Genomic DNA, 11951 nt, shown 5'->3' on the forward strand with positions numbered 1-11951 from the left:
AACCCGGCGGTTTTCAAGACCGCTGCCTTACCAATTAGGACTAATCCTCCACAAGCAAGTTGTATCCTTGAATTTGAAGCCCCCGTTTTTGTCAATCACTTTCTTCCCCGCCTGAATCGGGACATCAATGCGCCGTTAAGGCCTTGTGCCGTGTCCCCTATGCGCCTCCCGCACGATGCCCGCATTTGATGCGAGTATCTTGCGGGAGGAATGGGAGGGGGATGGTCGCGGGCGCTCAGGGCCTGCCTGCCAGGACATTGCCGTGGGTAAGCAGTCATGGCCCTCTGTTAAATCAGGCTTCCTTCAAATCAAGTGGGCAATCGGGCTAACCTGCTCATTAGAAATAGAGCCCAAAAAAGCCCCGGAGGGCAAAACCTTTCCGGGGCTGGAGTCTTATCGACCTGAGGAATTACTTCATCAGGATCATCTTTCTGGTGCTGCTGTACTTACCTGCGAGCATCTTGTAGAAATAGACGCCGCTGGAGACAGGCTGGTTGTTGTCGTCGATGCCATCCCAAGTGATGGAATGGTTGCCGGCGGCTTTGTCTTCGTTAACGAGGGTCTTCACCAACTGGCCTTTCACGTTGTAGATGCCGATGGTGACGGGGGTGGCATCCTTAACGCTGTAGCTGATGGTGGTGCGGGGGTTGAAGGGGTTCGGATAGTTGCCCTTCAGCTCGGTGACGAGGGCGGGGATGCTGGGATCTTCGTTGGCCGTGATGATGTAGCCGCCGTCACTGTGCACGGAGAAATCGTCCACGTAGAAGACGAAGGCATCATTGGACACGCAGCGGATACCTATCCAGACATTCTGGTTGTCGTAGGTGGAGAGGTCATACACATACTCGGTCCAGCCGGCGGGGACTTCCACATAATCTCCGGGGCTAACGTACTGGAAGCCCTGGGGAATGATGTTGGGCAGCATTGAAACGCCCACGCGGAAGCGCTCTATGTATTGGGACATGTGGGAGCGTGCGTAGAACTTCACGGCGCTGTTGGTGCCCAGATGCAGATGCGGAGTGATCATCCAGTCGTTGTTAGGCCCGCTTCCTCCATCGGCCGGCAAGATCGCCGCAAAGCAGGCGGCCATCTTGTCTCCGCCGTGGGGGGTGAGAGAGGTGATCGGAGGCGTTGTCGCGCTGGGATTGAAGATGATGTAGGCCATGGGGCCTCCGGAGCCGGGGAAGTCAACGCCGGAGAAGCCGTAGGTGGTGGACTGATCAACGTCTAACAGGGTCCAGGGCGCGAACAGGTTCACGAAGTTATCGTAGGTCTCAAAACCATCCTGGAAGATGATCTCGGCAAGTTGGACATTCACGGTCACGTTCACGGTGGCGGGAACCGATTCGCCGGTGGTGTAAACCGCAGTGACGCCATAGACATAGTCACCGTTGGGCAGGTCCATGTCGGAGTAGGTGGTAACGCTGGGATCGTTGATGGTGCCGATCAGGGCGCCGTCGCGGTAAACCTTGAAGCCGGCGAGAGCGCGGTCACTCTGCCTGGCGGGTTCTTTATAGAGGACTTCCAGCGGTCCCTGGGCATAGGTGATGGCCTTGTGTTCAACGATGGGAGTGAGTTCCACTGCTTTCATGGTAGAGCCGTCGGCCACGAAGGTCTGGATCAACCAGTTGTAGGTAAGGCTTGGGGACAGGTTGGTGAGGGTGGTCCAGGAGCCTTGGAAATACATCATGTTGCCTTTGCCATCAACATGGGGTCCGGCGTCACAGCCGGCGGGGTGGTCGCCCTGGGTGTTCACTTCATAACCCACGTAGAGGTCGCCGGTGGTCGGCAGGGGCACGGGGGTGTTGAGCACACAGAGGTTCCAATCGCCGAGGGTGGGCGCATCCACAACCTGTGAAGAAACAAGTGTTCCGGCGTTGTTGGCGCTGCCGCCGGTCCACACTTTCACGGTGTAAACGCAATCGGCGTAGTTGGGTACGAATTTCACTTGGGTGACGGTTCCACCCTGATGGGCGGCAAGGTCGTCCTGGGTGAAGCGGTGGGCAACGTCGAAGATGATGGCGCTGTTGGTGCCGATGCCGTTGCCGAGCACATCCTGGCACCAGGTGATCCATTCACCGGGCTGCGGCGCTTCGGGGCTGGTCCAGTTCAGGGTTACATCGTTGCCGTCCACGGTTGCGGTGAGGTCGATGGGAGGATTGTTGGGAGGCAGGATGGTGGCGCTAACAGGGCCGGCAGGGACGGATTCGCCTGCGGTATAGACGGCGGTGACGGTGTAGCTGTAGGTGCCCACGGTCACGTCATGGTCTTCGTAAGCTGTGGTTGTGGTGTTGGTAATCGTGGTGAGCAGAGTGCCGTCGCGATAGACCTTGTAACCCAGGAACTCGCGGGTGGGCGGGTTCAGGGTTTTGGGAGCCGGGACGGGAACGCCGGTATCGCGGATGCCCGTAGCGGGAACGGAGGCAAAGTGTTCCCTGGCTGTGGGAACTGGGCCAACGGTCACATCGTCCACCAGGAATATAAAGGCATCGTTGGAAATACACTGGATGCCGAAGCGGATGCTTTGGCCGGCGTAGGCGCTGAGGTCATAGCTGTAAAGGGTCCAATCCACGGGCGGCTGGATGTAGTTGGTGCCGCTGATGATGGTGAAGCTGGCCGGGGTGGTTGCGCCGGTGGTGGAAATACCAACCTTGAAGCGCTCCAGGCCGTATTGAGCAGTGTAGGACTTCGCGTAGAAGTTCAGGAACTGACCTGCCGTGGGCGTGATCAGGGGTGAGATCATCCAGTCGTTGTTAGGCCCGCTTCCTCCATTGGACGGCAAGACCGCCGCAAAGCAGGCAGCCATCTTGGCTCCGCTATGGGCTGTAAGGTCGGTGATGGGAGGGGTGGTGGCGCTGGGATTGAAGACCATAAAGGCTTGGGCCGCATACTCATTCGGCCAGTCATAGGTTGAAAAGCCGTAAGTGGAGCTTTGGTCAACATCCACCAGCACCCAGGGATCGAACTCGATGGAGAAGTCGGCATAGGTCTCAAAGCTATCATTCAGTCCGGGAGGCGGAGGTGGTGTGTCGCCGGGGGCGCCCCAGGTGAGGGAGACGTAAGCATTGTTCACGACTTCGGCTGCAAGGTTCGTGGGCGGGTCCATGCTGTCCACGTTCTCTTCAATGGAGACGCTGTCCAGATAGAGGTAGAACATGTTCATGGCGCTGTGGCCGTGGAAGCCCAGGTAATAGGTGCCATTGGCGGTGGGGGTAATGGTGCCCTGGCCCATCTGGTAATCGGTGTTCACAATGTTCGTGTTTTCGAAGAGCAGGTTGGTGAGGCCAGCCGCATTTCCGGCATTTCCCCAATAAACGGAAAGGGCTTCCGGATAGGTGGCGCTGTTGGCGCGATACCAGAATTTGACGATGTAGGCGGTGTCCGCGGTGAGGTCCAAGGGCGGAGCAACCAACCAGTCATCCATAGCCTCGTTCTGGTTGTAGCGGATGCGCACGGAGTTGGGATCGGTCTGCGCGTTTCCGGCATAGGTTTCCCAAGTATAGCCGTCGCCGTTGGCGTTGATGGTCGACCAGCCCAGGGGCAGGGCGTTGGGGGTAACGTCATCGAAGTTTTGCACATAGGGGAAGGTGGTGACGGTGGGGTCGGCCAGGGTGGTGAACTGCCACAGGGGGCAATCCAGGGCATCGCCGCCGGCTGCGTTGAAGGGGACCACTTTCCAATAGTAGGTGGTGCTGTAAAGAAGGTCGGTGGGATGATCGTAAACGTTGCCGGTCTGGATGGTGCCGTTGACCAGGTTCGTGGGAGGGTTGTTAGTGCCGAAATAGAGTTTGTATCCGTCAACGGTGCCGCCGCCTGTCACCCAGCTCAGGTTGGTGCCGGCTGCCACGTTGGTGGCATTGTTGGCGGGAACGGGGTTCTGGGCGGGGTTGGGGGGAGTGCCTTGTTGGGGGGGGCTATAAGTGAAGACCAGGCCGAGAGGGGGATAGACCGTTGAACTGATGCGGCAGGAGGCGTTGCTGGCTGTGCCAGCGGTGGTGGCGGTCCAATCGGTGGTGGTGGTGCGGTTGTTGAAATCAGTGTTATCATCACCCCGCAGGCCCACCTGCACGGTTTGGGCGGTCACAGCGTCCACGGCGGTAAACGAACCGTAGGCAAAGATGACCTTGTTGCCGTTTTGGTGGAGCTGGATCTGGAAGTTGAGGATGTCGTTTGAGCATGAAGTAGGGCTGCGGCGATAGTTCTTCCACTGCACGGTGAAGACTTGGTTGGGGGCGGTTCCGCTGAGCAGATAGCTGAGCTCGCCGTCGTCGCGGCTCTTGAGGTCACGCGAGAAAGCGGAGACCACGTTGTTTGTGGCGTTCGTGGTGGAGCTGATCGGCAGGTTGTTCGGGGTAACTACCTCGCCAAGGGCCAGGAAGCCGTTGGCCATTACGCTAATTTGCGTGTAGTCTGCTCCGTTGTAGGTGAATGTGAAACCCAGGGGAATCGCGTTGAAACATTCCTGATCGTTCGCGTTGGTTCCCAGGACGGTGCCTCCGGTGATCTCGGTATAGGTGCCGGTGACGCCGGTGAAGCTGTATTCGCTCACCAGTGCCCAAGCACTGATGGCCAATACCGTAAAGACCAGCAGGAGGACAAGTTTGTTGATGCTTGTTTTCATAACATCTCCTTGAATTGGTATTCTAACTTAGTACACTACTATAATAGCCAAGCTGGAAGCAGGAAACTCCCAACATCGCTCAAACCGTCAGAAAAACTAAAGGATAAAATTCGTCAAGGAAAAGTTAGCTTGGCTTTCGCCACCTTTTCTTTGGAGATACATATCCCACCGTGAGATAGCCTATGAGCCCTTCGCCTTAGAGATACCTGAGCAACTCGCGGTCTATTACCCTGGCATACAGCTCTATATAGGGCTTGACGGGGCTTTTGTTGATTTTGGGGAATAAAACTTCCTCCACTTGGAAGAAACCAACCGAGGCGCTCATCTCCACCGTGATCGAGATCGGTTTTTCCGCGCCTTTGGCGATGACCACTTTCTGGATGGCTCCTGCCGAGGTGCGGTGGATGTCGCCGATGCGCGGTTCGCTGGAAAGGATGGTGGGAATGCGGGCGCGGCCTTTTTCCATGTCGCTGCCGTCACCGATCAGCACCAGCCCGGCTTCCAGCGAGTGGATCTGCTGGGAGGCCATGTGTCCGAAAATGCCTTCGATGGCGATGGAGCGGATGGCTGCTTTGGTCATGTGATCGTCCGGAGGCAGGATGGCGTCCAGGATGCGTTCAATAAAGGGAATGGCCAGTTGGATGGAGATCAGCTCGTGGTTGTGGCGGGCGACGGACATCCCCAGGTCGTGCAGCAGAGAGGCGAAAAGAACCCCCATGAGGGAATCCTCGTCCGTGCCGGCGCCTTCTTTCTCCAGGCTCATCTTGATGCCGGCGTCGTGCAGCAGCTTGAACATCTTGATGGCGTTGAGGGTGGCCTTGCGCATGTGAACTGGCCCATGGTCGTTGTAGCCGAGGCGTTTGATGGAAACGATGTTCGCGTATTCCTGCATGGCCTGGAGTTCGGGATCGGCGAAGAGCATCTGGGCTGCCTGCAGGGGTTTGCCTTTCAGCATTTTGAGGATGTTGCGCTCGAGTCCGTTCTGTTTGACTGATTTATTCATGTTATCTTATTCTCCTAAAATCTGTTCCTAAACCGGAAGATAAGGTTGGTCGCGCTGCTCACCACAGCGATGGCCATGGCGATGGTCCCGGAGATAAGCAAAACCTTGTAAGTATGCTCCGAAGCCAGTTCCGAGTTTCCCGCGATGAATCCCTGCATAGCATAGTAGAGACTGCTTCCCGGCACCAGGGGGATGATCGCGCAGGTAACAAAGACCGAAACCGGCACCTTGATCAGACGGGCTACGATCTCCGAGTAGATACATACCACAATAACCGCGCAGAAAATGGAAAACAACAGCGAATTGCTGTAATAGAGGAAGATCAGATACAATCCCCAGGACAAGCCGCCGCCCAAAGCCAGCAGCAGGATCTTCCAGCCCCGCAGGTTCACGCGGATGGAAAAACCCAGGATGGACAGCGCCGCCCAAGTGAACTGCATCAGGGTTAGGTGGTCGAAAGGCCGCATCTTAAAACCCCCAGAGTTCCCAGAGCTTCAGCATCACACCGCTGCCGGCGGCGATTGCCACGGCTATGAATACCGCTTCCACGGCCCGGGCTGTTCCGGAAACGAGGTCGCCGCTCATGGTGTCGCGGATGGCGTTCACAAAGTTCAAGCCCGGCACCAGCAGCATGATTCCGCCGATGATGATGTTGTCCAGCTTGATATTCGGCACAACTATGTCGATCAGCTTGGCAAAGGTTACCACCATCGCCGCTCCGAGGATGTTGAGCAAAAAGTTGTTGATCTGCAGCAGCCCCAAGAGGCGCAGGGAAAGGCTCACCAGCACCCCCACGGCATAGGCTACTGCGAACTCGGCCCAGCTGCCGCCGAAGAGCAGGCAGAAACAGCCGCTGGTGAGGCCGCCGCAGAAGACAGAGAACCAGGCTGGATAGACTTTGGCCTTGTCGATCTGGGCCAGTTTTTGCAGAAACTCCTCCGCGCTGAGGCGGCACTGGCCGTCACGGCAGTAATGCTGTTCCAGTTCATTCACGAAATGGCTGATGCGGGTTATCTTGCCCAAGTCGGTGCGCCGGTTATCGATACGCCGGATGCTGGTGTTCAGTTTGGTTTGGGAATCAGAGACCGAGATGAAGATCCCGGTGGGGGTTACGTATGTCTCAGTATGCTGGTAGCCAAAAACTTCGCTCACCTTGTGCATCATGCGTTCCACGCGGTTTGCGGTGGCGCCGCTTTGGAGCAGCATGCGCCCTATCTCCAGGCTGATCTCGGTGGCTTCCCTGATATTGATTGTCGCCATTATTCGTCTGTCTCCGTTAGCTTTAGAATCTCCTCCGGAAGGCCCAGTACTCTCGCCACGCCGATGGCGTTGAGGGGCGGCGCCTGGTTTCTGTCCAAACGCCTGAGGCTGTAATCCATGGCCTCATTAAGCGCCCGCAAACGCTGGCTGGGGCTGGCGAAGCGCTTGCCCTCCAGCGCGGAGAGGTCCAGTCCCGCGATGCTGTAATGAGCCAGTCCAGCCAGGAGGGCGGGAGCCGTGAAATGAGTGGCGGCCAGGCACATATGCTTTCCCATAGCCAGGTGACGCAACACCGCCGAAGCCAGCCTTTCTCCCTCGGCGGGGTTGGTGCCCCGGGCAAATTCGTCCAGCAGGAACAGGGTCCTGCCTTCAAGCCGCAGGGCTTCACTGAAGGCCACCACTTCCTTGCCGAAGCTGCTGAGGTCGGCGCTGGAATCCGTTTCGCTCTGATTGTACCAGATATTGTCGAAAAGCGGCAACTCAGCTTCATCACAGGGCAGGGGAATGCCCAGGCGCGCCAGCCAGCAAAGTTGCCCCGCTGTTCGGAGCACAGTGGTTTTGCCTCCCATGTTCGGCCCCGTAAGGAGCGAAACCTCGCCGCTGAAATCATAATCCACACTCTGCCAGCGGCGTCCCAGCTCTTCCAGATGCAGTTTGAGCGGCAGATGCACCGCCCCCTTTACCCGGATCGCCTTTTTGCGTGTTAGCTTGGGGATGGCGCAGCCGTAACGCAGGGCGAAATCAGCCAGCATGAATTGCCAGCAGGCGTTGGCCAGCAAATCCTGGGCATCCCTCAAACAGGGCAGTTCGGAGCTGAGTTTTTCCGAGAGCTTTTTTAAGACGCGGGCTTCCTCCTGCTCCCGTTTTTGCTGATGCAGGGCAAGCTGTTTCTTCAGGTTCAGGCAGAGTTCGTCATCGGCCAGCACAAAGCTGTAATTGGCAACGCTTTCCGCGCTCAGGACAAAGTATGGCGAGTGCAAAATCCGCTCCGCCAAGTCGCTTTCAGCACGGGAAAGGGTGAATTCCTCTTTCAGGCCGGGAAAATCCAGTTCCTCCCTCGCCTCCTGCAGATACTGGGCCCGTGCGTGTTTGAGACGGTTCGCCGTTTCGAACTGGGCGCTGAGGATTTCCCCCAGCTTGGCAGAATAAGCCGCTGAAAGGTGAAAAGCGGGCAATTTGGTGCCGTCGGGGTCCAGAAGGGCGAAAACTTTGCCCAGGTCCGGCAGAATGAAGGTGTCAAGCCAGCCTTTGCGGCGCAGCCAGGCATGCAGCCTACCGTAATGGTAAAGGTGTTCTTTGAGCAAAAAGAGTTCGTGCAGGGCAAAGATGGCTTTTCCACCGCGCTGGGGCAGACTGAGCTTGGGAATCCGGGCGAAAAGCTCCCTCAGGTCACGCAGGGCACCATCTTCTCCCCGCAGCAGCGCGATCACCTGCTCCAATTTGGCATAGCGGTGCTTCGCGTCCGCAAACTTCAGCGGCGGGCGCTTCAATTCCTGTTTCTTCACCTCGGCCGGGAACTCCCCCGCCAGTTCGATCAGGGCAAAAACCGCGGGCAATCCCAAGGCCCGGGCGCTGGGTGTGGGCATGGACATCCTTCTTTATAATAGACTCTGCGGTCAGCAAAGCTGAACCGCCCCCTCCCTGTCAATCTTTTTGTGCGAAAGGCTGATGGATACTGCCCGAAGAGGTGCTGCTGATACGCCTGGCGTAACGGCGGAAAGCGTTCAGCGGTTCCGGATGAGGAAATCCCCATTGGTTGCGGTCTGAAACCGTTATCCAAACCTCGTCCGGCATCACCGCGCGCACAAACTCCTGGCTGCTGGAACTGCGGCTGCCGTGGTGTCCGGCTTTCAGAAAATCAGCCTTCAGTTCCTCAGGATATGAAGCCAGCAGATGCGCTTCCGCGTCTATATCGGCGTCTCCCGTAAAGAGATAGCTGGTGTTCAGATAGTCCAGGCGGAAGACCAGCGAAGCGCTGTTTGAGCTCTCCGTGAAGTAATCGCGGTCCGGATGCAAAAACTTCAGCCTGGCCTCACCCATTCGGTATGAGATGGTGTCGGAAATCGTGTGAACCCTGATCCCGTCAAGCCATCCGGACTCGCTCCACTCCACCCATTTTGGGTCTTGGATGGTTTCGTCGGTTACAGCCAGGTTGTTGATGCTCAGTGCCTTGGCCAAATCGGGAAAACCTCCCGAATGATCCGAATCCAGATGCGTTAGCACCATCCAGTCAATGCGACAAATGTTCTTACGGGCCAGCCAGGGCAGCAGTTTGCCGGCAGCCCAGCTTTTTTCAGCGTTGTGGAATTTGGGCCCCGTATCCACCAGCAGGGTCTCGCCACCCGGAAATGAAGCCAGGATGCAATCCCCTGTCCCGCACGCAAATAAGTAGATGCCTCCCTCCGGCTTCGAGCGGAATTGGGGCAGAAAAAGCAGCGCCAATCCCAGCACTGCGACGGGCAATACTTTCCAACTGAACTCAAGCCGACGCAGCAGATACAACATACTGACCACCAACAGCATAGCCCCAAAAAGCTGCAGCCCACTGATCCAGGTGTTTTCCAGCCAAAGGGGCAGCCGGGCCACAAATTCTGTCCATCGGTTGAAAGCACACAATAACAGGCGGTATGAGGCGATGTAGATGTTGCACAGCCAGTTGCCTCCGGGAATCAGCAGCACGATGAAACTCACGGTGAGCAGCGCGCCTGAGAGCGGAATTCCCAGCAGGTTGCCCAGAATCCCGTTAAGTGAGGCCGTTCCGAGATAGTGCAGGGTCAGCGGCAGGACCGCCAAGCCGACCACAAGATTCATAAGCAGCAGGTCGAAAAATCTGTTCAGCCTTCCCCGCAGAGCGTCTGAAGGAAGCCGCTGTTCGCTGATCCAGACGATTTTAGGCAGGCCCAGGATGATCACGCCGATACAGAGATACGAGAGCTGCAGCCCGATATTGAAGAGCTGTTCAGGACTGACGGCGGTGATGATCAGCAGGCTCAGCGCCAGCAGTTGCGCGCCGCCCAAAGGTATGCTGCGCCAGCGTCCCAGGATCATCAGGCCGATCATCAGGATGGCCCGGGTCACTGGTGGCGACCAGTGGTTAAGCGCGGCGTAAAAAGCGATCAGCACGAGGAAGGTAAGCTCTGCTGCCCGCTTGGGGAACAGAGCGTTAAGCAGCACCATGCAGATTCCGTAGATAAACCAGATATGCAGTCCACTCACCACGATCAGATGGATCATGCCGCTACGGGTGAGTTGGTCGCGGTATTGGCCCTTGGCGGAAGTATCTGAAAACAGAAACGCTTTGGCAAATTCGGAATCCGCTCCCAGCTTGTCATCAAGGTTTTTCAGCAGCCGCACTCTCCAGAGGGCTACCGGAAACATCCGCGGTGGTTTGTCAACTGGCGTAAGTGACTGCCGCACATAAGCTCTGTGTCGGGCGGGAAACATATCCAGTATGGGGTCCTGTTTCCCGGGCAATACTTCCAGAAGTGCCGTATATGCCTGTCCCGGCATCAGTTCCTCCTCCGAGAACAGGCTCAGGGGTTCGCGCAATTTCACGCCGGCAAGTTCTTCCAAGCGGATTTCGTATATCCCCGCCTCCCGGGAAAGCAGTTTGGTGACCGTGAATTCCGCGTCTTGCTGGATGTGGCGCTTAGCCCGGAAAACCACATCCAGGGCGGAGGGCTCATTTGCCGCGTTCCAGCGCAAAGCCCCCAAAACCAGGCAGAGCAGTAGCGCCAATACTGGCCGGGCATTTTTCAGAACTACCGCCGCGGCCAGCAGCAGGGCCCCCAGTCCCAACAGGGGCCGGAAGGGTGGGTCCAGAAACCTGGCGATGCCGATACCCACGCACCAAGCCAACACCGCTACCAAAAGTGGGGCGGGCGGTGGATTGGGACGCATCGGGTAAGTGAAAAAGGCTATGCCTGACGCCGGTTGAAGATGCCCAGGATCAGTCCCAACGCCAGCGACAGCAGCGCGGCCAGCCCGATGCGCAGGTCCGGTGTCTGCAAAAAGGTCACCGTGTGGGCCGGGATCCAGAACCAGAGCAGCGCCAGCATGCTTTTATGGATACCCTTCCAGTTTTGCTTCCGCTCCCCCAGGTTGTCCAGAAGCCGGTGCACGATCACCATAAACGGCCCAAACTGCAGGTTCATGAAGGCGGAGATGGCAAAAGCCCTGCCAAATGTGTTCAATGGAGGCAGATAGGAATGCGCCTCCAGATGTTCCACAAAACCCGTGAAGCCCTGAAAGGCGTATTTAATCGCCACGCCCAGAAGCGCCCAGACGAGCATTTTCCACAGCGTCAATCCGAACGTGAAAGGATAGCGGAAACTCTTTCGGATGACCCACTTGGAAATGATTTCGCCCAAGGTGCCCAAAATCGCGAACTGGATCATCGCCGACAGCAGCGGCCAAGCCTTGACCCAGCTTAAATACAAACCGGGAAGGGATTTAATAAACTCAAACATGGATACTCCTTATGTCTGCAACTCTCTTAAAACCGCTTGCCACGGCGGCTGAATCCGGATAATCAGGCGAGGTTTTCGCCGTTTGGGTGTCGAAGGTGGTTTGCAGCGCATGATTGGAGTCAGGAACGTTTATTTCGCCAGAACTCATCCCCACCCGGGCGAAACCGGTGCCAACGAATACAAGCAGCAGCAAGACTATGCTCCAGCGCGAAACGAACCGATTCTTGAACTGGGAAAGATTTGTTTTCATTCTCATTCTCGTAGTCACAGATTGCCGCCAGTTTCCGGCCCACCCCGTTGCTGTCAAGCTAAATCCTTACCGCGGCATCCAGACTGGTAAACTCCTTTGTAGGCACCATATTAAGCGATTCCCACCATCATTTCTGCCCTGAATGACTACAGGCCCTTTGCCCTATCCCTTTCACTTCCCATTAACTTCCCATTGACTTCCCACCTTTCAAACGAGAACTCAGCGGGAGACGAAAAGGAGGCGGATGGGAAGGGGTAAAGGACGGGTCAGGGCAAAAACAGGATCGGGTTGGGCGTTTTCACCTGAAGATTTATACCAAATCGCTTTCATTAATCTAATTTAAGCCAT

At 56.9% G+C, this 11951-nt stretch carries 8 protein-coding genes and 1 pseudogene; all 9 read right to left on the minus strand.

What is annotated here, in order from left to right:
- Nucleotides 1–409 precede the first annotated feature (409 nt).
- The 9 genes and pseudogenes from GX466_06465 to GX466_06505 all read right to left on the minus strand — a co-directional run bounded on the left by GX466_06465 (nt 410) and on the right by GX466_06505 (nt 11603).
- A complete protein-coding gene (locus GX466_06465) occupies nt 410–1690 on the minus strand; it encodes a T9SS type A sorting domain-containing protein (protein NLH93846.1) in 1281 nt (426 codons plus the stop codon).
- Between the two features lie 483 nt (nt 1691–2173).
- Nucleotides 2174–4621, minus strand: a pseudogene (locus tag GX466_06470) (hypothetical protein).
- 196 nt (nt 4622–4817) lie between these two features.
- The gene (locus tag GX466_06475) at nt 4818–5624 is read right to left on the minus strand and encodes a phosphohydrolase (GenBank protein NLH93847.1); all 807 of its coding nucleotides are present in this window, start codon (nt 5622–5624) and stop codon (nt 4818–4820) included.
- A 14-nt stretch (nt 5625–5638) separates the two neighbouring features.
- Nucleotides 5639–6091, minus strand: coding sequence for a threonine/serine exporter (locus GX466_06480; protein NLH93848.1), 453 nt, complete (start codon nt 6089–6091; stop codon nt 5639–5641).
- A gap of 1 nt (nt 6092) precedes the next feature.
- Nucleotides 6093–6884 (minus strand): threonine/serine exporter family protein, encoded by a 792-nt coding sequence (locus tag GX466_06485; GenBank protein NLH93849.1) that lies wholly within the window; start codon nt 6882–6884, stop codon nt 6093–6095.
- Nucleotides 6884–8470: a hypothetical protein gene (locus GX466_06490; GenBank protein ID NLH93850.1), complete on the minus strand. Its 1587-nt coding sequence runs from the start codon at nt 8468–8470 to the stop codon at nt 6884–6886. The genes GX466_06485 and GX466_06490 overlap by 1 nt, the downstream gene beginning before the upstream one ends.
- Before the next feature lie 58 nt (nt 8471–8528).
- The gene (locus GX466_06495) at nt 8529–10742 is read right to left on the minus strand and encodes a DNA internalization-related competence protein ComEC/Rec2 (GenBank protein NLH93851.1); all 2214 of its coding nucleotides are present in this window, start codon (nt 10740–10742) and stop codon (nt 8529–8531) included.
- Nucleotides 10743–10801: 59 nt separating this feature from the next.
- Nucleotides 10802–11353 carry a hypothetical protein gene (locus GX466_06500; protein NLH93852.1) on the minus strand — a complete coding sequence of 184 codons (552 nt, stop codon included), beginning with the start codon at nt 11351–11353 and terminating at the stop codon, nt 10802–10804.
- Nucleotides 11346–11603 carry a hypothetical protein gene (locus tag GX466_06505; protein ID NLH93853.1) on the minus strand — a complete coding sequence of 86 codons (258 nt, stop codon included), beginning with the start codon at nt 11601–11603 and terminating at the stop codon, nt 11346–11348. The genes GX466_06500 and GX466_06505 overlap by 8 nt, the downstream gene beginning before the upstream one ends.
- Between the last annotated feature and the right edge of the window lie 348 nt (nt 11604–11951).

This window comes from Candidatus Cloacimonadota bacterium (genome assembly GCA_012516855.1).
Taxonomy (GTDB): domain Bacteria; phylum Cloacimonadota; class Cloacimonadia; order Cloacimonadales; family Cloacimonadaceae; genus Syntrophosphaera.

Excerpts from the sequence above, each read along its gene's own strand:
- GX466_06475 (NLH93847.1), bottom strand. The coding sequence starts at position 5,624 with ATGAATAAATCAGTCAAACAGAACGGACTCGAGCGCAACATCCTCAAA.
- GX466_06500 (NLH93852.1), bottom strand. The coding sequence starts at position 11,353 with ATGTTTGAGTTTATTAAATCCCTTCCCGGTTTGTATTTAAGCTGGGTC.
- GX466_06465 (NLH93846.1), bottom strand. The coding sequence starts at position 1,690 with ATGATGTATTTCCAAGGCTCCTGGACCACCCTCACCAACCTGTCCCCA.
- GX466_06480 (NLH93848.1), bottom strand. The coding sequence starts at position 6,091 with ATGCGGCCTTTCGACCACCTAACCCTGATGCAGTTCACTTGGGCGGCG.
- GX466_06505 (NLH93853.1), bottom strand. The coding sequence starts at position 11,603 with ATGAAAACAAATCTTTCCCAGTTCAAGAATCGGTTCGTTTCGCGCTGG.
- GX466_06485 (NLH93849.1), bottom strand. The coding sequence starts at position 6,884 with ATGGCGACAATCAATATCAGGGAAGCCACCGAGATCAGCCTGGAGATA.
- GX466_06490 (NLH93850.1), bottom strand. The coding sequence starts at position 8,470 with ATGCCCACACCCAGCGCCCGGGCCTTGGGATTGCCCGCGGTTTTTGCC.